This is a genomic window from Neorhizobium sp. NCHU2750, from assembly GCF_003597675.1.
Lineage (GTDB): Bacteria > Pseudomonadota > Alphaproteobacteria > Rhizobiales > Rhizobiaceae > Neorhizobium.
On sequence record NZ_CP030827.1, the window covers coordinates 2479446 to 2501340 of the forward strand.

General features: G+C 61.0%; 24 protein-coding genes. 14 read left to right on the forward strand and 10 right to left on the reverse strand.

What is annotated here, in order from left to right; genetic code table 11:
- Positions 1-130: 130 nt before the first annotated feature.
- The 3 genes from NCHU2750_RS12050 to NCHU2750_RS12060 all read left to right on the forward strand — a co-directional run bounded on the left by NCHU2750_RS12050 (position 131) and on the right by NCHU2750_RS12060 (position 3150).
- Positions 131-1471 (forward strand): GGDEF domain-containing response regulator, encoded by a 1341-nt coding sequence (locus NCHU2750_RS12050; RefSeq protein ID WP_119940720.1) that lies wholly within the window; start codon positions 131-133, stop codon positions 1469-1471.
- A 348-nt stretch (positions 1472-1819) separates the two neighbouring features.
- The gene (locus tag NCHU2750_RS12055) at positions 1820-2545 is read left to right on the forward strand and encodes a helix-turn-helix transcriptional regulator (RefSeq protein WP_119940721.1); all 726 of its coding nucleotides are present in this window, start codon (positions 1820-1822) and stop codon (positions 2543-2545) included.
- 134 nt (positions 2546-2679) lie between these two features.
- Positions 2680-3150 carry a PAS domain-containing protein gene (locus NCHU2750_RS12060; protein ID WP_162939605.1) on the forward strand — a complete coding sequence of 157 codons (471 nt, stop codon included), beginning with the start codon at positions 2680-2682 and terminating at the stop codon, positions 3148-3150.
- Between the two features lie 173 nt (positions 3151-3323).
- On the opposite strand, the gene NCHU2750_RS12065 is transcribed toward NCHU2750_RS12060, so the two are convergent.
- From NCHU2750_RS12065 to NCHU2750_RS12090, 6 genes are all read right to left on the reverse strand, one after another.
- A complete protein-coding gene (locus NCHU2750_RS12065) occupies positions 3324-4517 on the reverse strand; it encodes a DUF2333 family protein (protein WP_119940723.1) in 1194 nt (397 codons plus the stop codon).
- A gap of 146 nt (positions 4518-4663) precedes the next feature.
- Positions 4664-5515 carry a hypothetical protein gene (locus tag NCHU2750_RS12070; protein WP_162939606.1) on the reverse strand — a complete coding sequence of 284 codons (852 nt, stop codon included), beginning with the start codon at positions 5513-5515 and terminating at the stop codon, positions 4664-4666.
- A gap of 159 nt (positions 5516-5674) precedes the next feature.
- Complete coding sequence (locus NCHU2750_RS12075) at positions 5675-6124, reverse strand: pseudoazurin (protein ID WP_119940725.1); 450 nt, start codon at positions 6122-6124, stop codon at positions 5675-5677.
- A gap of 134 nt (positions 6125-6258) precedes the next feature.
- The gene (locus tag NCHU2750_RS12080; RefSeq protein ID WP_119940726.1) at positions 6259-6840 is read right to left on the reverse strand and encodes a thymidine kinase; all 582 of its coding nucleotides are present in this window, start codon (positions 6838-6840) and stop codon (positions 6259-6261) included.
- Between the two features lie 104 nt (positions 6841-6944).
- Positions 6945-7949 carry an inorganic phosphate transporter gene (locus NCHU2750_RS12085; RefSeq protein ID WP_119940727.1) on the reverse strand — a complete coding sequence of 335 codons (1005 nt, stop codon included), beginning with the start codon at positions 7947-7949 and terminating at the stop codon, positions 6945-6947.
- On the reverse strand, positions 7949-8593 hold the full coding sequence (locus tag NCHU2750_RS12090; protein WP_119943276.1) for a DUF47 domain-containing protein: 645 nt from the start codon (positions 8591-8593) through the stop codon (positions 7949-7951). The genes NCHU2750_RS12085 and NCHU2750_RS12090 overlap by 1 nt, the downstream gene beginning before the upstream one ends.
- A gap of 127 nt (positions 8594-8720) precedes the next feature.
- Here NCHU2750_RS12090 and NCHU2750_RS12095 point away from each other — a divergent pair, with 127 nt between their 5' ends.
- On the forward strand, positions 8721-9254 hold the full coding sequence (locus NCHU2750_RS12095; protein ID WP_119940728.1) for an NUDIX hydrolase: 534 nt from the start codon (positions 8721-8723) through the stop codon (positions 9252-9254).
- A 115-nt stretch (positions 9255-9369) separates the two neighbouring features.
- On the forward strand, positions 9370-10074 hold the full coding sequence (locus NCHU2750_RS12100; protein ID WP_119943278.1) for an SDR family oxidoreductase: 705 nt from the start codon (positions 9370-9372) through the stop codon (positions 10072-10074).
- Between the two features lie 42 nt (positions 10075-10116).
- Here the strand turns inward: NCHU2750_RS12100 and NCHU2750_RS12105 are convergent, their stop codons facing one another.
- Positions 10117-10647 carry an AAA family ATPase gene (locus NCHU2750_RS12105; protein WP_119943280.1) on the reverse strand — a complete coding sequence of 177 codons (531 nt, stop codon included), beginning with the start codon at positions 10645-10647 and terminating at the stop codon, positions 10117-10119.
- Positions 10648-10777: 130 nt separating this feature from the next.
- Between NCHU2750_RS12105 and NCHU2750_RS12110 the strand changes: the two genes are divergently transcribed.
- Both NCHU2750_RS12110 and NCHU2750_RS30510 read left to right on the forward strand, forming a co-directional pair.
- On the forward strand, positions 10778-11809 hold the full coding sequence (locus NCHU2750_RS12110) for a trans-3-hydroxy-L-proline dehydratase (protein ID WP_119940729.1): 1032 nt from the start codon (positions 10778-10780) through the stop codon (positions 11807-11809).
- 179 nt (positions 11810-11988) lie between these two features.
- Positions 11989-12129: a hypothetical protein gene (locus tag NCHU2750_RS30510; RefSeq protein ID WP_162939607.1), complete on the forward strand. Its 141-nt coding sequence runs from the start codon at positions 11989-11991 to the stop codon at positions 12127-12129.
- A 417-nt stretch (positions 12130-12546) separates the two neighbouring features.
- Here the strand turns inward: NCHU2750_RS30510 and NCHU2750_RS12115 are convergent, their stop codons facing one another.
- The gene (locus NCHU2750_RS12115) at positions 12547-13476 is read right to left on the reverse strand and encodes an AraC family transcriptional regulator (RefSeq protein ID WP_245480232.1); all 930 of its coding nucleotides are present in this window, start codon (positions 13474-13476) and stop codon (positions 12547-12549) included.
- 75 nt (positions 13477-13551) lie between these two features.
- Between NCHU2750_RS12115 and NCHU2750_RS12120 the strand changes: the two genes are divergently transcribed.
- Positions 13552-14379 (forward strand): oxidoreductase, encoded by an 828-nt coding sequence (locus tag NCHU2750_RS12120; RefSeq protein ID WP_119940730.1) that lies wholly within the window; start codon positions 13552-13554, stop codon positions 14377-14379.
- A gap of 26 nt (positions 14380-14405) precedes the next feature.
- Here the strand turns inward: NCHU2750_RS12120 and NCHU2750_RS12125 are convergent, their stop codons facing one another.
- The gene (locus tag NCHU2750_RS12125; protein ID WP_119940731.1) at positions 14406-14747 is read right to left on the reverse strand and encodes a YciI family protein; all 342 of its coding nucleotides are present in this window, start codon (positions 14745-14747) and stop codon (positions 14406-14408) included.
- A gap of 133 nt (positions 14748-14880) precedes the next feature.
- Positions 14881-15597, reverse strand: a complete 717-nt coding sequence (locus tag NCHU2750_RS12130; RefSeq protein ID WP_119940732.1) for a L,D-transpeptidase — start codon at positions 15595-15597, stop codon at positions 14881-14883.
- 251 nt (positions 15598-15848) lie between these two features.
- On the opposite strand from NCHU2750_RS12130, the gene choX reads away from it, so the two are divergent.
- From choX to NCHU2750_RS12160, 6 genes are all read left to right on the forward strand, one after another.
- Positions 15849-16808, forward strand: coding sequence for a choline ABC transporter substrate-binding protein (choX, locus tag NCHU2750_RS12135; protein WP_119940733.1), 960 nt, complete (start codon positions 15849-15851; stop codon positions 16806-16808).
- Between the two features lie 133 nt (positions 16809-16941).
- On the forward strand, positions 16942-17832 hold the full coding sequence (choW, locus tag NCHU2750_RS12140; protein WP_119940734.1) for a choline ABC transporter permease subunit: 891 nt from the start codon (positions 16942-16944) through the stop codon (positions 17830-17832).
- Positions 17829-18914, forward strand: a complete 1086-nt coding sequence (gene choV / locus NCHU2750_RS12145) for a choline ABC transporter ATP-binding protein (RefSeq protein ID WP_245480233.1) — start codon at positions 17829-17831, stop codon at positions 18912-18914. The genes choW and choV overlap by 4 nt, the downstream gene beginning before the upstream one ends.
- Before the next feature lie 119 nt (positions 18915-19033).
- Positions 19034-19750, forward strand: coding sequence for a HugZ family pyridoxamine 5'-phosphate oxidase (locus NCHU2750_RS12150; protein ID WP_119940735.1), 717 nt, complete (start codon positions 19034-19036; stop codon positions 19748-19750).
- A gap of 127 nt (positions 19751-19877) precedes the next feature.
- Positions 19878-20198: an ArsR/SmtB family transcription factor gene (locus tag NCHU2750_RS12155; RefSeq protein WP_119940736.1), complete on the forward strand. Its 321-nt coding sequence runs from the start codon at positions 19878-19880 to the stop codon at positions 20196-20198.
- Positions 20199-20701: 503 nt separating this feature from the next.
- On the forward strand, positions 20702-21817 hold the full coding sequence (locus NCHU2750_RS12160) for a branched-chain amino acid ABC transporter substrate-binding protein (RefSeq protein ID WP_119940737.1): 1116 nt from the start codon (positions 20702-20704) through the stop codon (positions 21815-21817).
- Positions 21818-21895 lie beyond the last annotated feature (78 nt).

The following is a 21895-nucleotide window of genomic DNA, read 5'->3' on the forward strand; positions in this document are numbered from 1 at the left end:
GACCGTCATCCAGCGACGCAGCAGCCGACCGCGACCTTGTGCCGCCCGGCTAAGGACACTCCGACCCTCAAGATAATCGATTCGTAATTGATCTCGTTTATCCAATAGGCCACGTGTTCTGGAGAATGACATGACGATAGGCCGGGAAAATCTGTTTGCGGACGCAGGCGTCAAGCTGAAACGCGACGAAAAGATCCTGATCGTCGAGGATTCCGTCGCCCTTTCGACATTGCTGACGAACCGTCTGGAGGAAGAGACCGGCGCGACCGTCATCCGCTGCGGCTCGCTGAAGGAGGCCCGCGCAAGGATTGCCGAAGAGCATTTCATTCTGGCGCTGACAGGCCTCAACCTCCCCGATGCCCCGGACGGCGAGATCCTCGATCTGTTGTCCGGCAGCAGCATCCCCACCATTGTCTTCACCGCGACCTTCGACGCCGAGACCAGGGCACGCTGCAACGCCAAGAAGATTGTCGACTACATCGTCAAGCACGGCAGCCAGACGATCGACATGGTGATCCAGACCGTCAACCGGATCCTGACGAACGGCGCCCACAAGATCCTTGTCGTCGATGATGCCCGCAGCGCCCGCTCGGAACTCGTCGGCATCCTGATGCGCCAGAATTTCCAGGTCCTGGAAGCATCGTCGGGACGCGAAGCGCTGGAAATCCTGGCCGCCGACAGCACGATCGAACTCATCATCACCGACCACCACATGGCCGACATGGAAGGATACGAGCTGACCCGCCGTATTCGCCAGACACGCAATTCCGAACAGATGCGCATCATCGGCATCTCTTCCTCCTCCGACAGGCTTCTCTCGGCAAGCTTCCTGAAAGCCGGCGCATCGGACTTCATCTATCGTCCCTTCGTCGATGAGGAACTGAAATGCCGCATCGACAACAATATCGAGACGCTCACCCAGCTCAGGCACCTGCGCCGTCTGGCAGAGCAGGATTACCTGACCGGACTTGCCAACCGGCGCCACTTCTTCGCCCACATGCGCAAGCTGGAAAAGACCGGCCTCCATGGCTCGATCGCGCTGCTCGACATCGATTTCTTCAAGACGGTCAACGACACCTATGGCCACGACACTGGCGACATCGTCCTGCGCGCCGTATCCGATGTCATGTCTGCGATGTGCGCCCCGGCTGGCCATATGCCGGCCCGTCTTGGCGGTGAGGAATTCGCCATCTTCCTGTCAGGGCTGGATGCCTTCCAGGCTCACTCCTTCTGCGAGCAGCTCAGAAAGGCGGTCGAGGAAACGTCGCTGGCAATCGGCGGCCAGAGCATATCGGTCACCATTTCGGCAGGCGTCGTAGAGTTCGAGCCCGACGACACGTTCGACAACCATCTGAGCGCCGCCGACCAGTTGCTCTACATGGCCAAGTCGAACGGCCGCAACCGCGTCTACTCGACGCTCACCATTCCCGAAGCGATGATGAGCGGATCGTCGAGCGCAGCCGGCAACTGATTCTGCCAGTTATATTGTCCATCCGCATGTCGGCAATGCCGCCGAGGCTGAAATCGCCGACGGAACCACCCGCACCCAGACCGGGCCGAGGTGATCGGGACCGCGCTGATTCTACGTCAGGATCAGCCGATTGACGTCAAAACCGCCAGCGCTGCCCCGAAAAGCGGAGCGGCGAGCAATTTCCCCAATCATGGCATTTGCCCATAAGCCACTGAAATTAAATAGATAAGATGACAACGTATCACAAATATCGTTGCAAATCGCACCACCTGCGAATTTCTGCTAGCAATTCAAGATGGTTAGTATATTTATTAACAATAACATAGCTTCCTCGAAAATGAAAATCGAATGATAACTCACGAACGGCAATCGGTGCTGAGCAGCGAGATATCTGCGGCCCATTCGCAGGAAGGTCTATTCTTGACCCTGCAGCGGGTTACCTATGAATTTAGCCTGCAGCATGTGACACTTCTTTCACTCAACAACCCCGACGAGCGTCTTTTGTCGCGAATGATCGTCGAAACGACCGTGCCTGATGCCTATGTGGCCGAGTTCGACCGCAAGCGGTTGCTGTCAAAATGTCCTTTCGGGACGATCATCATCAACTCGAAACTCCCCTATTGTTGGTCAATCGGTGACCCTATAGCCATCAGGCCGATTGCATTCGACCCCGACATCGAGGATCTGCAGCGCCGCTTCGGGCTGATCACCAGCGTGGCGATGACGCTGCATTCGCTGGAGGGCGAACGTTTCATCATGCGCTTCGATGGCGCCCGCCCCCGCCTGACCCAGGTGGAGCTCAATGAAATCGGCATGATCACGCTGCATGCTTTCGACATGTTCGAGAAGATAAGGCGCGATGAACGCAAGGCTGCACCCTCGCCCTTGACCAGCCGCGAACTCGAAGTGGTCCGCTGGACCGCGCAGGGCAAGACCTCCGCCGAGATCGGCCAGATCCTTTCCTTGTCCGATCATACGGTCAACGCCTATATGACCAACGCCATAAAGAAGCTCGACTGCGTCAATCGCACTCAGCTAGTGGCGAAAGCGTTGAGACTCAGGCTTATTACCTGATCATGAAGCTTGCAGCATGTCTCCCGGAAGTGCCCCCGCTTTCGCGAACGACACGCGCAAAAACAAGGAGCCGAGGCGTAAGGGTTGGATCCGAAAGATCCGCAGCACGCCTTGGGACGAAAGAGAACCTGAACTTGGCATCCTGGATCGAGCATTCGCATAAACCCTATCAGGCCCAGCATCTTCTTGTCGGGCTCAGTGATCGCGAAGTGCTGGAACTGGTGGCCTCCTTCCGCCTTTGCGGCTTCTGGCGCTTCAATGTCGATACAGGCCACGTATTCGGCACGCCGGAATTTTGCCAGATATTCGGCATCGACCACAGCGAAGGGCCTTTGGATCTCGTTCGCCTCAGCGCGACGATCCACCCTGACGACCACGCCGCGATGATGGAAACCTTCGAGCGCGCCAGTGCCGCACGGCTTGCCTACCACAATCTCTACAGGGTGAAGACAGGCACCGCCAAATTCAAGTTCGTCCGCAGCGTCGGTAAATTCCGCGCCAATGAGGACGGAGAAGGCGACGTGATCGGCATGACCTACGAGCTCTTCCCGCAGAAGAGCTCGATCATCGGTTTCATCCCCGACGAGGAAATGCTGAAGGGCTGAACGACAGCATGTCTCCCGAAAGTGGTTACCGGTTTCGGGATAAAGACATGCGCAAAAACAGAGAGCTAAAGCACAGCAAGCGAAAAGATCTCGACACGCTTTAGTCCTTCAGCCGGGCGTCAGCAAAGGCACCTCATGCCGCGGCGCTTGGACGGCATTTCGCCGCCCGCCTCTCAGCGATCGAGAACCGAGCGGATTTCGACGAGGTTGGAGCGGATCCTCAGCGTATAGAAGCCCATCACTGCCAGATGGGTCGGCATGATCCAGCCATCCTCTGCGCCATTCGAGATGATCGCCGGCTGAACGCGCAGCGCCGCCTGCATCTGCTTCAGCGTATCGCTCCACAAGGTTGTCAGATTACGCTCGCGAATGACCTGCGAGAAATCGGCGCCGACACCCGACAGGATGGCATAGTAGCCGTAGATCTGCCCATAGGCGAACCAGAACCGGTCGTCGGCACGCGTATCGAACCAGCCGCCGCCATGGTTCTCGGACCGCTCGCGCAGGATGGCGGCAGTCGAGCCGAGATCGTTGGCCACCCGGTCGATGAACTGCACCAGATTGTCGGCGCGGCTGTCGAACAGCGCCGTGCAATTGCCGAGATCGACATTGAAGGCCCGCAGGTTCTTGATCGCGGTGCGATAATAGCTCGGCGTCGGCGTCTTCGGCCCGAACGGGCTCAGGCCGAAATACCAGGAATATTCGTCGAACTGCAGATTGCTGCGCGCATCCTGCAGGTTGCTGTTGATACCCGACGTGCCGCGAACGCGCGCCAAGGTGTCGACCAGTTCGACAGTCGTGCGGCGCACCGCCTGGTTCACGCCGCGCTGGAACGAGGCCTTGTTGTCGAGAAACGGCGTATGATCCCAGTCGATGCCGAAAAAGCCCAGCCGGTAGAGAAGCATGGAGGATATCCACGCATTCTGGTTGACGCTCATGTCGGTCAGGTCGGCGGCAGCATCTGCAATGGCAGACGTCTGGCACTGTTTCGGCGCAGCAGCTTGGCTGCCGGCGGCGGTCCCCGAAACCGGGGCAGCCTCGCTGGCCGCTGGAGTTGCGGCTTGGGCAGGAACGCCCGTTTCCGGCAGTTCCTGCCCAGCCGGGATGTTGCGCTCGTTCCAGCGATAGGCGTCAACGAAATTCGGATTGAACCCGCTCCACACCTGCGTCTGCCAGACGAAATAGCCATAGAATGCGACAAGCACGACGACCACCGCAGCGATCGGCGTCTTCACCCACAGGTGCCGTCCCCTATACCATCCACCTGCCGCCATCAGCGGCCAGACCAGCCAGGCGATCAAGACCCGCAGCACGCGTCTGGCGGCCGCTGCAAGGCCTCGAAAAACTCCACTGATCCAACCGGGCATCAAGTCCTCCTGAAGCTGCCATCGTTACCGATGAGATATGACGCCGGCCGCATGAGTACAACAGCAGCCGGGAACAAAGCCGAAAGATCATGATGGCGAAAACGTCGCAAGCCCCGCGAAAGGGAAAGGCTCGCGCCAGACCATTCTCACCCAGGTGAAAAGCGCTCGGCAAAGGCAAGATCGATGCCGCGGCGACTGTCAGCCAGCCTTGCCCCCGGCAGCACATCCTTTGCCAGCCGGGCAACGGCATCCCCGAAATAAGGATAGGTGTCAGCCATCAGCTGATGCGCATCCCGGTCGCGTCGGAAGGACAGAAGAACGGCATAGTGATCCAGCAGTCTTTCGACATCGAAGGTCAATTTATGCAGAAGCAGCGTCAGGTCGCGAACACCAAGATTGAGGGTATCGACGACGCTTGCGGCGAGTGTCGCAACCTGAACGACGCCCCCGGCCCCGGCACCCTCCATTTGGTCCGGGCCGCCACGCGTGCGGGGAATGGCGTCAAGCAGCGCCTCGGCCATCGCACGCTGGGCCATCACATTGCGTCGCTGCGTGGCGATGCGGCCGGCAAGCCGATCGGCCCGGCCAAGCGACGTCTTCAGCCGCTCGATATCGCCCGCCATCAGCGCCCGCCGCTCTATCCTCCGCCGCATCGCCTTCTTCGACCAGAAACCGATCAGCGCATCGCTGCGCAGCGGCACTTCACGCCGGTCGAAATTGAGCCTCTCCTTTTCGATCGTGGCGGCAATGCCCGACACGACCAGCGCCAGCCGGTCATGGACGCTGCGCTGCCGCTCGATCAATCCGAGCCGGATCTCGTCGAGTGCGGCAAACTCTCCGCTGTCGCCGGCCACGGCGTCCTTCGATGCGCCACCGGTCACATGGCCGAGCACGGCCACCATGTCCGCGCCGGCCGAAAGCACCGCCTTCAACTCCGCATCGAGCGTACTGGCCTTATCCTCGAAAGATCCGGAACCGCCCATCCCCTGCCGCTCCATTTTCCGCCTCCATGCCTCCCGCAGGGCCCACTGGCATTTCGGACAAGAAATAGGGCCGCTGCGCAATTTAGCGACAACGGCCCGGCAACAATATTTAGGTGATGAAAAAGAAAATGCTTAGGTAATGAAAAGGGTCTTGTTTCTTACGTCTTATGAAAATCAGAGACCGAGTTTGGCCACTTCGGCATCCAGCCGGTCCTTGGCCTTCTTCGGCATTTTTGCAGCCTTCACCGCATCCAGATTGGCCGGTGCATCACCGACCACCACCAGTGCCACCATGCCCATGCCGAAATGCGGCGTGCACTTGAAGACATAGGCGCCCGGCTTGTCGACGGTGACCGAAACGTCCTGGCTGATCTTGCCCTTGACGTCCGCCACCCCATCCGGAACGAGGCCGGCAATCGAGGCCACGTCATGCCCCTTGTCGGTGGCGACGAACTTGATGGTATCGCCGACAGCCGCCTTGACTGCTGCCGGTTCGAACACCATCGCCTCGCCATCGGCACCCTTGTTGAGCATCTTGATCTCGATCTCGGCGGAGAATGCCGGCATGGCCATGAGGGCAGCAACGGCTGCAAGAATGATGGTCTTGAGGATCGTTCTGCTCATTAAATTCTCCTGCGAGGGTTCGCGTTTCGATCGCGATGACTGCGTTTTAACGCCAAAAGGCCATCGTGCTTTGACATTGGTCAACGGCGGGGGGATAACCCGTATTTTTGGTGGCGTGAGCGCCACCAGGGGCGTCAGTGGCAACGCATCTTGTCTTCCCAATGGCGCCGGCAGAGCGACACATATCGCTCGTTGCCGCCGACCTCGACCTGCGCGCCCTCGCGGATCACTTCGCCTTCGGCATCGACCCTGACGACCATGGTGGCCTTGCGACCGCAATGGCAGATCGTGCGCACCTCGCGCAATTCGTCGGCAATGGCGAGCAGCTCGTATGAACCGGGAAAAAGCTTGCCCTGAAAATCCGTTCTCAGGCCATAGGCCATGACGGGAATGCCGATCCGGTCTGAGATCCGCGCCAGCTGCCAGACCTGCTCGGCGGAGAGAAACTGCGCTTCGTCGACGAAGACGCAGGCCAGCGGCTCCTCGCCATGCATGGCGGTGATCGCGGCAAAAAGGTCGTCCTCGGAACCGAAGGGGATGGCATCCGACGACAGGCCGATCCGGGAGGAAACCCTCCCCTTGCCGGCACGGTCGTCGAGCGCGGCGATGAAGATCGCCGTGCGCATGCCCCGTTCCCGATAGTTATAGGAGGCCTGCAAGAGCATGGTCGACTTGCCGGCATTCATCGTCGCGTAGTGAAAATAGAGCTTGGCCATGCCGGGCTTTGTCCTACTCCCCCGCAACAAGCGGAAGACCGGGCCGCCGATAGTCACAGATATTTACGGCAAGCCGCCTGCTGCCCAACCGAACAGCAAATCAATCAGCCGAACAGCGAGGCGATGACATAGGTGAGATAGGAGATGATGGCCGCCGCCGGCATGGTGACGACCCATGCGATCACGATATTGCCAGCCAGCCCCCAGCGCACCGCTGAGACGCGCCGGGCCGCCCCGACGCCGACGATCGCGCCGGTGATCGTGTGCGTGGTCGAAACCGGGATGCCGAGCCATGTCGCGCCGAACAGCGTCAGCGCCCCACCCGTCTCGGCGCAGAAACCCTGCATCGGGTTGAGCCGGGTGATCTTCGAACCCATCGTGTGGACGATGCGCCAGCCACCAAACAGGGTGCCGAGCGCCATGGCCGACTGGCAGGAGATCACAACCCAGAACGGCACGTAGAAAGTGCCGCCGAGATGGCCCTGTGTGAACAACAGCACGGCGATGATGCCCATCGTCTTCTGCGCGTCATTGCCGCCATGGCCGAGCGAATAGAGCGAGGCGGAGGCGAATTGCAGGATGCGAAACGTCCGGTCGACGGCAAACGGCGTCTGCTTCACGAAGATCCACGAGACGATGAGGACGAGGACCAGCGCCAGAAAAAAGCCGATCGCAGGCGACATGAAGATCGCGCCAATCGTCTTGAGCAAACCCGCCCAGACGATTGAATTGAATCCGACTTTTGCCAGTCCCGCCCCGACCAGCCCGCCGACCAGTGCATGCGAGGAACTGGAGGGAATGCCGAACACCCAGGTGACGATATTCCAGACGATCGCCCCCATCAGCGCCGCAAAGATCACCTGCGGCGAGACGATCGCCGGATCGATGATACCGGTTCCGAGCGTCTCGGCGACATGCAGCCCGAAGAACATGAAGGCGATGAAGTTGAAGAAGGCCGCCCAAGCCACCGCATATTGCGGTTTCAACACGCGGGTCGAGACGATCGTCGCGATCGAATTGGCCGCATCGTGCAAGCCGTTGAGAAAATCGAAGAACAGCGCAATGCCGATCAAACAGGCAAGCAGCGGAAAGGCCAGCGTCACATCCATCAGACGTTCTCGATCACGATGCCGCTGATCTCGTTGGCAACGTCCTCGAAGCGGTCAGCGACCTTTTCCAGTTCGCCATAGATCTCGCTGCCGATCATGTAGGCCATCGCATTGCCGGTCCTGCCATGCCGCTGGAACAGATCCTTCAGCCCTTGATCATGCAGTTCATCGGAACGGCCCTCCACGCGGGTGACTTCCTCGGCAATCGTGCTCAGCCGCTGCGCATTGGCACCGAGCTTGTCGAGCAGCGGCACCGCTTCGGCGACCAGATGCGCCGCCTTGACGATCTCCTCGCCCATCTGCTTCATCAGCGGATCGAAGCTCGTCTGCTCGAACAGGCGGATCGTCTTGACCACCTTGTGCATCATGTCGATCGCATCATCCATCGACTGGATCAGGTCCTTGATGTCGCCGCGATCGAAGGGCGTGATGAAACTGCGGCGCACGGCCAAGAGAACGTCGCGGGTGATATTGTCGGCACGATCCTCGAGCGCTACGATACGCTCGCAATTCTTGGCCACATCCTCTCCGTTCAAAAGATGGCCGAGCGCTTCCGCCGCGTCGACGACTGTCCGCGCGTGCGCCGAGAACATGTCGAAGAACTTGTCCTCGCGCGGCATCAATTTCCGGAAAACGCTCATCATCTGCTGGTCCTCGGTATCGCCCTGGCAGCACATCCCGGTGGATGCGCTGCGGCGCCACTGTCACAAAACTGTCATAAATGCTATCGGGCCGCTGGAATCAACTGTGAAAATCGGCATTTAAACGGGCATGAAACCTGTCAAGAAAGTTTCCCGGCCACCGGAAGGCAAGCCGAAGACCCTGCTGCAGCAGCTGGCGCAGATGCCGGACAAGCTGTTTTCCGGCGAGTTCCGCCTGCAATATGCGGCACTCTGCTACAGGTTTCCCGCCAATGCAGACGACGCCGAGATCCTTGTCATCACCTCGCGCGACAGCGGTCGCTGGGTCATCCCCAAGGGCTGGCCGATGAAGAAGAAAAAGGCGCATGAGGCTGCTGAAATCGAAGCCTGGCAGGAGGCCGGCGTGCGTGGCAAGGCCAAGAAAACGCCTGTCGGCCGCTACACATATCTCAAATGGCTGGACAATGGCGATGTCGCCCCCTGCACGGTCGAAGTCTTCCCCGTCGAGGTGACGGACATCGACCGGAACTTCAAGGAGCGCGGCCAGCGGCAGATCGCCTGGGTCTCGCCGGAAGAGGCAGCCCACCGGGTTCGCGAGGTCGAGCTCAAATCGATCATCATCGACTTCAAGCCGAAGCGGAAGAAGTCCCCTAAGGCGGGCTGACCCCCGCCACACCACGGCCGCGCCAGCGGAGAAGGGCTTTGCAGCCGGTCGCGACCGGATGATATGCAGGATGCCGCAGTCGATCAGCCAGCATCCAGCAGCGAAGGAGCTTCCCATGGCAGTAGAAAAAGTAGCGATCATCACCGCCGGCGGCAGCGGCATGGGGGCAGAATCGGCCCGCAGGCTGAGCGCCGACGGCTTCAAGGTCGCGATCCTGTCGTCATCCGGAAAGGGCGAGGCTCTCGCTCATGAGTTGGGCGGCATAGGCGTCACCGGCTCCAACCAGTCGCCCGACGACCTGAAGCGCCTTGTCGACACCGTGATGGAGAAATGGGGCCGCGTCGATGCGCTGGTCAACAGTGCCGGCCACGGCCCGCGCGCCGGGATCACCGCAATCACCGACGAACAGTGGCATACGGCACTCGACGTCTACCTGATGAACGTCATCCGCTCGGTGCGCCTTATTACCCCGATCATGCAGGCACAGAAATCCGGCGCGATCGTCAACATCTCCACCGCCTGGGCCTTCGAGCCCTCGGCGATGTTCCCCACCTCGGCGGTCTTCCGTGCCGGCCTTGCCGCCTATACGAAGCTCTATGCCGATACCTATGCGGGCGAGAATATCCGCATCAACAACATCCTGCCCGGCTGGATCGACAGCCTGCCGGCCACAGAGGAACGCATTGATGCCGTGCCGATGAAACGCTACGGCACCAGCGCCGAAATCGCCGCCACCGTCTCCTTCCTCGTTTCCGAGGGATCCGGCTACATCACCGGCCAGAACCTCAAGGTCGATGGCGGCCTGATGCGCTCGGTCTGATGCGTTCGGTCTGAGCCGAAAGACAGGACACCGGTTGCAGCCTCACCCCTGCAGCCGGTCCAGTACGAAATCCGCCCGTTCGCCGACGCTCACCTTCGGCAGCGGCACGACCTCGTAGCCGAGCGCCGGATAGAGGGCCGCAAGCCGTTCGTATTCGGCAACGGCCTCGTCCATTCCATGCCGCCGCTCGTCGTCGCCCGCATAGATCTCCGGCCAGGGCGGCGTCATGAACACCGTCGGATGATAGGGGTAAGACGCGGCAAGCCGGCAGACAGTCGTCTCCCCCGTCGCCCATTCGAGAGCGGCAGCGGCATCGACAAGCCCGCGGTCGAAGAAGGTCCAGCCGGCATTGTCGGCAGCAGCCTTCCGGTCGGCAATCGCCATCGCGATCGCCTTTCGGGCAAAGGCCGCCAGATCCACCCAGGGCAGAGCAAGTCCCTCTCCCTCCTGTTCCTGCCTGACGATGCGCCGCCCCGGCTCTTCCACGACGGAAAACCCGCGCGCGAAAAGCTCTGCGAGAAGCGTCGACTTGCCTCCCCCCGAACATCCGCTGATCACCACGAAACGGTTCATCATCATCATCTCCCCGTGAGCTGCCATCATCCATTGTCGCGAGCGTAATTGACGGATAGCATTACCGAAATTGCAGACGGCCAGGCAAAAGACAGCAATGGTCGCGTGGAAAAATTCGAGGGAAACACAGATGCGCTCATCCAGGATCATCCATGTCGTCACCTGCCATGCGGAAGGCGAGGTCGGCGATGTCATCGTCGGCGGCGTTGCGCCCCCGCCGGGCGACACGATCTGGGAACAGTCGCGCTTCATCGCCAGGGACCAGACGCTTCGCAATTTCGTCCTCAACGAACCCCGCGGCGGCGTCTTCCGCCATGTCAACCTGCTGGTGCCGCCGAAAAACCCGAAGGCACAGATGGGCTGGATCATCATGGAGCCGGAAGACACACCACCCATGTCCGGCTCCAACTCCATCTGCGTCTCCACCGTGCTGCTCGACAGCGGCATTATCCCGATGACCGAACCGGTGACGAGAATGGTCCTCGAAGCACCCGCCGGACTGGTCGAGGTCGAGGCCCAATGCCGCAACGGCAAGGCCGAGACGATCACCGTCACCAACGTCAAGAGCTTTGCCCATAAGCTCGGCGCAGCACTCGACGTGCCGGGCATCGGCACGATCACCGTCGACACCGCCTATGGCGGCGACAGTTTCGTCGTCGTCGACCCTGAAGAGATCGGCCTCGACCTCAGCCCGGAAAACGCTCGCCTGATCGCCGAAACCGGCATCAGGATCACCAACGAGGCCAATCGCCAGCTCGGCTTCTCCCATCCCGAACAGGATGGCTGGAACCATATTTCCTTCTGCCTCTTCGCCGGCAAGCCCTACCGCGAGAACGGCGAGCTGATGGCGAAATCCGTCGTCGCCATCCAGCCCGGCAAGATCGACCGTTCACCGACCGGCACCGCCGTCTCCGCCCGCATGGCGCTTCTCAATGCAAAAGGAGAACTGAACAAGGGCGAGACCCTGACCGGCATCTCCATCATCGATACCCGCTTCACCGGAAGGATCGTCGAGGAAACCACGGTCGCCGGAGAAAAGGCGATCATCCCGTCGATCACCGGCCGCGCCTGGATCAGCGGCACGTCGCAGCTGATGCTCGACCCCTCCGACCCCTTCCCCGGCGGCTACAAGCTTTCCGACACCTGGCCGATGCTGAAATAGCGCTTGGCCGTTCTCCAACATGCCCACGCGCCTGCCAGCACCTTGCGCATCTTTGTCGCAACCGCCCTGAAAAACCCGCCAGCAACACTCGGAAACCTTATTCCTGTTGCGGCCCCTTCCGATCAGCGCCATGAAACAGGCGAGTAATCGCCTCCAATGACTGGAGGTTGGAGAGACAGATGAAAGCCCTGATCCGAACGCTTCAGTTCAAGCTGTTGACGTGGCGCGCCGAGCGCTATCGCCGAATAGGGGACGAACAGGGATATCTCGTTGCCATGCGCCAGATCCGCACGTTTCAGGGCAAGCCACAGGCCCGATAAACATTTAGCTATCGCCAATGGCCGCCGCAATCCGAGCACGGCGCAGGCTCAGTCGCTGTCCTCGTCGAAAAGATCCGGTCTGATGGCGATCAAAAGGCACACGAACGGCAGGCACAACGCCGCAACCACCCGCCCGATCAGGCCTTTTCGTCGCCTGCGACCTGCGGGCGCCACAACGCGCGGCTTGGGTGGCCGGTTATCCATCCTGGTGATTCCTCAAGTAAATTATTTTTATGACATATGGATTACACACCCTTAAGGTGTATTTCAATTCCAAACTTGTAACCAAAGGTTTCCGCACAAGACACACTGATCTGATGGTTAAAGCTCGGCTCACGGAGCACCATCCGTCGCCAAGCGCACACCATCGCGACAGGAAGCGGATGAACCAGCCTCCGATCGGGATCGCACCAACCCCTATTCCGCCTCGCCGAGATGCCGGTGCACCCATTTTGCCTCGTCGGATGCGGTGCGGCCGAAATGCCGCTTGAAATCGCGGGAAAACTGCGCCGCGCTGGCATAGCCGACCGAGGCTGCCGCCTGTGCGATCGTCCCGTTGCCGGCAATCTTCAGCCGTGCCTCGTGAAGCCGCATCGCCTTGACATACTGCATCGGGCTGCTGCCCGTCAGGTCGCGGAAATGAGCATGGTATGAGGGAATGCTCATGCCCGCCTCCCGCGCCAGATCGCCGACCGACACTTCGCCCATATAGGTCTCGCGCAGCCGCACGAGGCTCTGCACGATCCGGCCCGCCGCTCCGGTCTGCCGCAGCGCCGCCACCATCGCCCCGCCCTGCGGCCCGACCAGAACCCGGTAATGCAGCTCGCGCAGCAGGCTTTGACCGAGTACCGCGATCTCGACGGGATCGCCGAGCGCCGTCAGCAGCCGCAGCAGCACATCCTCGATCCCGGCATCCATCCGGCTCGACATCAGGCCCTTCGGCCGGCCGCTGTCCACGCCCTTGATCTCCGCCACCTGCGCAGCAATCTCACCGGCAAGCGCCATGTCGAAATCCACATAGACGGCGATGAGCGGATGATCCTTGCTGGCAACCGACCGCATCCGGAAGGGAACCGGCACCGACACGGCAAGATAGTGATCCTCGTCATAGCGATAGACCTCGCGCTCGAGAATGCCGCGCTTGGCCCCCTGCAGCACGAAGACGGCGCCCGGCCGATAGAGGACCGGCACATCCTGCAGCACCGCCTCGCTTCTCAAAAGCCGCACATTGGCAAGCGCCGTCGCATTGTAGCCATGCCGGGGCGCAAGCCTCGACGCAAGTTCGACCAGCATTGGCCGGATCGATGACCCGGAGAGGCTTTTGATAGGATCAGGCAAGTCGTTCATAGAAATCGCCATCGAAGAGATCATCCATTCATACTATTTGCCAAGTCCCACAGCAACACATGGGAGAGAAAATCCATGGCAATGAAGACCTTTTTCATCACCGGCGCCAATTCCGGCTTCGGCCTTGCCATCGCGTCCGCGGCAAGCGCTGCCGGCCACAAGGTGATCGGCACCGTCCGCTCCGAGGCCGCAAGGGCAAGCCTCGCGGAGAGCCCGCCAGATATTCACACGGTCATCTGCGACGTCACCGAATTCGACCGCGTGGCCGATGTCGTCGATGCGGTAGAAGTCGAGCATGGACCGGTCGATGTTCTCATCAACAATGCCGGCTATGGCCATGAAGGCGTGCTGGAGGAATCACCGATCGAGGAAATGCGCCGCCAGTTCGACGTCAACGTCTTCGGCGCCGTGGCGGTTGCCAAGGCCTTCCTGCCGAGGTTCAGAGAGCGCCGCAGCGGCTTCATCGTCAACGTCACCTCGATGGGCGGCATGATCACCATGCCCGGCATCGCCTATTACTGCGGCAGCAAGTTCGCGCTGCAGGGCATATCGGAGGTGATGCGCGCCGAGATGGCACCCTTCGGCGTGCATGTCACGGCACTTTGCCCCGGCTCCTTCCGCACCGACTGGGCGGGCCGCTCGATGGTGCGCAGCGAGCGCTCGATATCAGATTACGACGCGCTGTTTGATCCGATCCGCACCGCCCGGCAGGAAAAAAGCGGCAAGCAGCTCGGCGATCCGGCAAAGCTTGCGCGAGCCGTCCTCACGCTGATCCAGTCCGAGAACCCGCCGCCGCAGCTTCTGCTCGGCAGCGATGCGCTGAAATTCGTCTCCGAACGCATCACCCGCATGCAGCAGGAGATCGATGCCTGGAAGGACCTGACCGTATCGACGGATGGTTGACTGCCAACCTTGGTCCGGCACCTCTGTCAGTGGAATTCCCTGACCTCGACCGAAGTCCGACAGGCGATGGCGGCCTTGCGCCCCCATTCCTCCGCTTCAGCCATATCGGCGGCCTCCAGCACCCAGAAGCCGCCCATATGCTCATGGGTGCCAAGGTATGGGCCATCGGCGATCTCCACCTCGCCGCCCGGCTGGCGGCGTATCGAGCGGGCGGCCCCCACCGGGGTCAACCCGCCGACAAAGAGCCGTATGCCGGCCGCAACCATCTCCTCGTTGAGACGGTCGATATCCCGATGCATCGCCGCGTCTTCGAGAAGCGCCGGATCGTAATTGTCGGGATGATGAATGGCGACGAGATAACGGGGCATAGGCTTGTCCTCCAGAGTGACGGGACGGCCTGAAACCCTCCCTGCACGATGAAGACGTGTGGCCGGATCGCCATCCGACAACCCCGATAGGCTTATGGCGGGCCCTCCTGAGGCCCGCCACCGGCAATGGCGATCAGACCGCAGTCTGCAGCGAACCCTGATGCACGACGATGCGGGCATGGTAGGGAACGCGGGTATAGAGGTCGAGAATGTCCTGGTTGACGAAGCGCACGCAGCCCGAGGATGCCGCCGTGCCGATCGATTGCCATTCCGGCGAACCGTGCAGGCGGTAAAGCGTATCCTGGCCGTCCTTGAAAATGTAGAGCGCGCGGGCACCGAGCGGGTTCTTCACGCCCGGATCCATGCCGCCGGCTTCAATCGAGTATTTCTTGAGCTTGGGATCGCGCGCAACCATTTCCGGCGGCACCTTCCAGCGCGGCCAGGGCTGGCGCCACTGGATCACGCCCTCGCCTTCCCAGGCAAAGCCGTCGCGGCCGATGCTGACGCCGTAGCGCATCGCCGTGCCACCCGGTTCGACGACGTAGAGGAAGCGGCCGGGCGTATCGACGACAACGGTACCGGGCTTTTCGCCGGTCGGGTCGATCACCCGCTGGCGGTAATATTTCGGGTCGATCTTCTTGTATGGGATCGCCGGCAACAGGTGGCCGCCGTCTTCCACCGCAGCGTAACGCGCCTCGAGCTCGGCCTCATCGGGCGGACCGATCGGCCGCTGCGCCGCCACCGGAACGACCGTGGGCGTGTTGACGGTGCTGCAGCCGGCGAGCGCCGCGGTCATGGAGACGGAGCCGATGACAAAGCTGCGCCGCGACAGAAGAAATTCAGAAGACATCAATGTGGTCCAGAAAGCAGGTGACGATAAATCTCTATCCGCTTGGCCATGACGCAGATCAAGTCACAACGAGGACATCGCGATTCTAAACCGCAAGGTGATGTTTTTTAACCACGGCCTGAGGCGCGAACCGCCACATGAATTGCTCCATGTCGCAAATACCCCCTCTCCTGCGGCGTAAACGCGCATGCTTGCTTGCCGCCGACGGATATTGATAATGGCCGGGAACACAAAAAGAACCGGGAGCCATTATGCTGATCAATAAAACGCTTGCCTTTACCCTGACACTTTCCGCCGCCGTTGCCGGTCTCGCCGCCAGCGCCTCCGCCGCCGAACCGGCAGCCTGTAGCACGGTCCATTTCGCCGAAGTCAGCTGGACCGACATCCAGGCGACGACGGGTACCGCCGTCGATATTCTCGATGCCCTCGGCTACAAGACCGACGTCAAGGATCTCGATGTTCCGATCGTCTTCCAGTCGCTCGCCAACAAGCAGCTCGACGTCTTCCTCGGCAACTGGATGCCCTCGCAGGCGCCGCAGATCAAGCAATATGCCGACGCCAAGCAGATCGACACCGTCCGCGCCAATCTCGAAGGCGCCAAGTACACGCTGGCCACCAACGAATACGGCGCCAAGCTTGGCATCAAGGATTTCTCCGACATTCCGAAGCACGCGAAGGAACTGGACGGCAAGATCTACGGCATCGAGCCCGGCAATGACGGCAACAAGCTCGTGCTCGACATGATCAAGGACAAGAAGCACGGTTTCACCGGCGACGATTTCAAGGTCGTCGAATCCTCCGAGCAGGGCATGCTCTCGCAGGTCACCAAGTTCGACAAGCAGAAGAAGCCGATCATCTTCCTCGGCTGGGCCCCGCACCCGATGAACACCAAGTACAAGATGACCTACCTCACCGGTGGTGACGACATCTTCGGACCGAACTTCGGCGGCGCGACCGTCTACACCAACACCCGCGCCGGCTATGTCACCGAATGCCCCAATGTCGGCAAGTTCCTGCAGAACCTGTCCTTCACGCTGCCCATGGAAAACGAGATCATGGGCCTGATCATGGATGACGGCATGCAGGGCAAGGATGCCGCCAAGAAGTGGCTGAAGGCCCATCCCGAAGTCCTGAAGCCGATGCTGACCGGCGTGACCACCAAGGACGGCGGCGACGCCGAGGCGGCGGTCAAGAAGGCCCTCGGCCTCTAAGCCCGACGACATAAAGGGCGGCCCGGCCGCCCTTCTTTTTTTTGCCGGAAGGCATGCCCGAACCGATGGCACCGAAGAGAGCCTTCGGCATCGGGCATCCGTCCGTTGATGCAAATTCGAGCGAGGGGATGCTATGGACTGGCTTCATACATGGCTGCTTGACGACAATAACAAGATCATGATCGGCAAGGGCGCCCAGGTGGTCGTCGACTGGTTGACCGAAAATCTCAGCGGCTTCTTCGACACGGTCTCCGCCATTCTGGGCGATGCGATCGACGGCCTGCTCTACATTCTTCTCGGTACTTTCACCGAAGGCACCGCCGCCGAGCCCTACTATCCCTTCTTCATGATCGCCGTCTTCTGTCTGATCGCCTGGTTCGTGCGCCGCCATGTCGGTGTCGTCATCTTCACGGCGATTGGCCTGTTGCTGATCTATAACCAGCGCTACTGGACCGAGGCGATGGAAACGCTGTCGCTGGTGCTCGCTGCCACCGCCGTTTCGATGGTGATCGGCGTTCCTCTGGGCATTCTGGCTGCGCGGCGTGCATGGTTCTATGCCATCCTGCGCCCGATCCTCGACCTGATGCAGACGATCCCGACCTTCGTCTACCTGATCCCCGCCCTGATCCTGTTCGGCCTCGGCGCCGTGTCCGGCCTGGTCGCGACCGTCATCTTCGCCATCCCCGCGCCGATCCGGCTGACGCGGCTCGGCATCATCTCGACGCCCCCGGCGCTGATCGAGGCCGCACAGGCCTTTGGGGGATCACCGCTGCAGATCCTCACCAAGGTCGAATTGCCCTATGCCCTGCCGCAGATCATGGCCGGCATCACCCAGACCATCATGCTGTCGCTGTCCATGGTGGTCATCGCCTCCATGGTCGGCGCCGATGGTCTCGGTGCGCTGGTGCAGCGCGCGCTCGGCCAGATGAACGTGCCGATGGGCTTCGATTCGGGCATGAGCATCGTCATCCTCGCCATCATCCTCGATCGCATGTTCAAGAGCGGAAAGGGAGACGTCGCATGACCGGATCCGTCACGATGGAAACCTTCGCCAGCGAATGCGTTGCATTCAACAATGTCGATATCGTCTTCGGCAGCAATCCAGGCCCTGCCCTGCCGCTTCTCGAACAAGGCCGCAGCCGCGACGAGATCGCCAGGGAAACCGGCATCGTCGTCGGCGTGTCCAACGCCTCTCTGTCGATCCGCGAAGGCGAAATCCTCGTCCTCATGGGCCTGTCCGGCTCGGGCAAATCGACCCTGCTGCGCGCCGTCAACGGCCTGGCACCCGTCGTGCGCGGCAGCGTCAGCGTCGCCACGCCGGACGGTCCGGTCGATCCCTACAAGGCGAATGCCAAGACCCTGCGTGGCCTTCGCATGCATACCGTGTCCATGGTCTTCCAGCAGTTCGGCCTGCTTCCCTGGCGCACCGTCGCGGAAAATGTCGGCTTCGGGCTCGAGCTTGCGGGCGTGCCGGATGCCGAGCGCAAGCGGCGCACCGGCGAACAGCTGGAACTCGTCAACCTCACCCAATGGGCCGACCGCCGTGTCGGCGAACTGTCCGGCGGCATGCAGCAGCGCGTCGGGCTGGCCCGCGCCTTTGCCACCGGCGCGCCGATCCTGTTGATGGACGAACCCTTCTCGGCGCTCGATCCGCTGATTCGCAACCGGCTGCAGGAGGAACTGCTCGAATTCCAGCGCCGGCTGAAGAAGACCATCCTGTTCGTCAGCCACGATCTCGACGAAGCCTTCCGCATCGGCAACCGGATTGCCATCATGGAGGGAGGCCGGATCATCCAGTGCGGCACCCCGCAGGAAATCGTCCGCGACCCCGCCGACGACTATGTGGCCGACTTCGTGCAGCACATGAACCCGATCGCCATGCTGACGGCGAGCGACGTCATGACCAGGGGCATATCCCCCGCAGCAGGCGCAATTCCGGTCTCCGGATCGGCCGCGCCGGACACACCCTTGGTTGATATTCTCGATGGCCTCTCGCGTCAGAAAGGCGCCATCGCCATCGTCGACAACGGCGCCGTCGTCGGCTCCATCACCTCCGACGACGTCATCGCCGGCCTCACTCGCCATCGCCGGAAAGACAACCTCTGATATATATATCAGTATTTCAGAAATAGTGCGCAAACTTGACGCGCTGGGGTATCTTTTGCTGCGCCGAATTAAATGTTATACAAATAAAGCAAACGCAGATTTCAACCAGCGAGTGACGAATGGCCGAGCAGGCCCAGCTATTGCGCCCTACCGACGACGAGGCTCGCGAGCTGGCGTGCATGCTCGTGCGCGGCGCGCGCTACATGTCGCTCGCCGTCCTTGATCCCGTGACCGGTTTTCCGTCGGTCAGCCGGGCGCTGACGGCGATCGACCTTGATGGCACCCCCGTCATTCTCGTGTCGGCACTCTCTGGCCACACCAAGGGCCTGCTTTCCGATCCGCGCTGTTCGCTGCTGGCGGGCGAGCCCGGCAAGGGCGATCCTTTGGCGCATGCGCGCATCACCGTGCTGTGTAACGCCGAACCCGTCGACCGTGACGCCGTCGCCCATCAGCGCATCCGCACACGCTTCCTGCGCCGCCATGCGAAGGCGCAGCTCTATGTCGATTTTCCCGATTTCAGGTTTTTCAGGCTCGCGCCGGTGCAGGCATCGCTGAACGGCGGATTCGGCCGTGCCTACGCGCTGTCCGCCAACGATCTTGCGGTGCCCCCCGTCGCCGACGAGGCGGCTTGGGTAGCGCTGCAGCAGGACCTGATCGGAAAGACTGCCGAAGCCGAGGCCCTTGCGGGCCGGCTTGGTCTTGGTAGCAAGAATTGGAGATTCGGACTGGTCGATCCGGCGGGGATCGATCTTGTTTCCGGAGACGTACTCGTCCGGCACGAGTTTGATCACGTCATGGACTTGCCGGAATCTGTAATACATTATATCTGCGTTTAAACTAAAATACCCAGGGAACTACCCGAAATTTAGGGGATATACAAATTCTGCCTGTGCCGCCTAACATCACCGAAAAAGAATAACCGGTGAATTGGCGGCCACTTTGGAGACGAGGTGAAGAGAAGTAATGGACAAGGTAGCACTTTCTGAACATTCGACTGCAGCGGCGGGGCTGTTGTCGGCAATGGCCAACCCCAAGCGGCTGATGATTCTCTGCTGCTTGGTAAAGGGTGAAGTCGCGGTGGGAGCACTCGCGACACGCGTTGGCCTGAGCCAGTCAGCCCTGTCCCAGCATCTGTCGAAGCTTCGGGCGCAAAAGCTCGTGAAGACCCGGCGCGATGCCCAGACGATCTATTATTCCAGTTCGTCGGAATCCGTGCTGAAGATCCTGAGCAGCCTGGAAGACATCTACGTAAGCTCGGAACGCAAGACTTCGGCTGCTGCTTAGTAGCCCGGTCTTTTGGATCGATCTAAAAAGTGCCCGGGCTCAGCCCGGGCTCTTTTTGCATGCGATGAAGCTGTGAAGAACAGCTGAAAAGCACAGCGGGCCGAAAAATGCAGGCCGGGCATGTGATGTCGTAGCGGCCGTAAGCCTGGGCCAGACCGCCATGGGCCACGACATATGCTTGCACGACATTACATCGCCCGACCCGTTTTCGGCCGCTACACAGCGACCACTCGGCACAGTGTTATCGTGACCCGAGCCCTCCAGCACGTTGAAACATATACATCGAAACGTCGCAGTTTCGGTTATCTTCTTGCGCGACAGCCTCAAGATTTCTAGAAAAATTTCCATCTGCCCTGCGAGCCAAATATGGCCGCATGCAGGTCGATGCTTTGCCCCGTCTGCTGCCGCACATTTCTCGGCTGGCAAGCAACGGGCCGGGCTTCGTGGACCGACAGGCTGGGAGGCCTGTGACAGAAATAGAGCATGCCCAAGGAGAGACATAGATGACGTACAAGAAAGTAACGCTGGCGCTTGCCGCCTCGCTGGCCTTTGCCCCCTTCGCGGTCACGGCCGCCCATGCGGATATCAGCATCGGCCTCATCGCACCGCTGACCGGCCCCGTCGCCGCCTATGGCGACCAGGTGAAGAACGGCGCCCAGACGGCGGTCGACGAGATCAACAAGGCCGGCGGCGTTCTTGGTGAAAAACTCGTCCTGGAACTGGCCGACGATGCCGGCGAGCCCAAGCAGGGCGTATCCGCCGCCAACCAGATCGTCGGCGAAGGCATTCACTTCGTCGTCGGCCCGGTCACCTCGGGCGTTGCAATCCCGGTCTCCGACGTGCTGGCCGAAAACGGCATCCTGATGGTCACCCCGACGGCAACCGCCCCCGACCTGACCAAGCGCGGCCTCGACAACGTGCTGCGCACCTGCGGCCGCGACGACCAGCAGGCCGAAGTGGCAGCCCAGTATGTTCTGGCAAAGCTGAAGGACAAGCGCGTCGCGATCATCAACGACAAGGGCGCCTACGGAAAAGGTCTCGCCGACGCCTTCAAGGCGACGCTCAATGCCGGTGGCGTCACCGAAGTCCTCAACCAGGCCCTGACGCCCGGCGACAAGGATTTCAGCGCGCTGACGACCCGCCTCAAGGAAGCCAAGGCCGACGTGATCTATTTCGGCGGCTATCACCCCGAAGGCGGCCTTCTCGCCCGTCAGCTGGCCGACATCTCGGTTCACGCCCAGATCATCGGCGGCGACGGCCTGTCGAATTCCGAATACTGGACGATCGGCGGCGACACGGCAGCCGGCACGCTCTTCACCAACGCCTCCGACGCACTGAAGAGCCCGGATTCCAAGGCAGCCGTCGACGCGCTGGCGGCGAAGAACATTCCGGCCGAAGCCTTCACCCTCAATGCCTATGCGGCAGTCCAGGTCATCAAGGCCGGCATCGAGATGGCCAAGAGCACCGATGACGCCGCAGCCGTCGCCGCAGCACTCAAAGGCGGCGACCCCATCCCGACCGCCATCGGCAAGCTGACCTATGGCGAAACGGGCGACCTCACCTCGCAGAGCTTCTCCCTCTACAAGTGGGAAGCCGGCAAGATCGTTTCCGCCGAATAAGCGGCGAACGCATCGGCATATACGCAACGGGCGCCTTCAGGCGCCCGTTCTGTTTCAGGTGACCAGTCGCCAAGGCTG